Genomic DNA, 574 nt, shown 5'->3' on the forward strand with positions numbered 1-574 from the left:
CACCCAGATCGGCGGCCTGACCTCGACCCAGCTCGGCGCGATCTCGTCGACCAACATCAGCCTGCTGAGCAACACCCAGATCGGCGCGCTGACCACGACGCAGATCAAGGGTCTGACGGCCAGCCAGATGGCCGGCCTGACCTCCACCAACATCGCCGCCCTGGCGGACACGCAGGTGGGGGCGCTCAGCTCGACCCAGCTGGCGGGCATGACGCCCACCGGGTTCTCGAACCTGGACGCGACTCAGGTGGCGACGCTGAACGCGACGCAGATCAAGGGTCTGACGGCGGCTCAGCTGAAGGGCCTGACCTCCACCGACATCGGCGAACTGGCCGACACCCAGATCGGCGCGCTGTCGGCGGCCCAGATCGGCTCGCTCTCGACGACCAGCTTCTCGGCCCTGAACGCCACCCAGGTGGCGGTCCTGTCCGCGACGCAGATCAAGGGCATGTCGACCGACCAGATCAAGGCGCTGACGACCACGGATGTCGGCGAACTGGCGACGACCCAGATCGCCGCCCTGACCACGGCCCAGCTGAACGCGCTGTCGACGACCAACCTGTCGGCCCTGAGT

Annotated in this window: 1 pseudogene; it reads left to right on the forward strand. The window is 67.9% G+C overall.

Features of this window, described 5'->3' with window-relative positions:
* Positions 1-574: pseudogene (locus tag J7528_RS24045) on the forward strand (ice nucleation protein); the annotation flags it as partial.

Origin of the sequence: Caulobacter sp., from assembly GCF_017744445.1 — a bacterium.
Classification (GTDB): Bacteria; Pseudomonadota; Alphaproteobacteria; order Caulobacterales; family Caulobacteraceae; genus Caulobacter.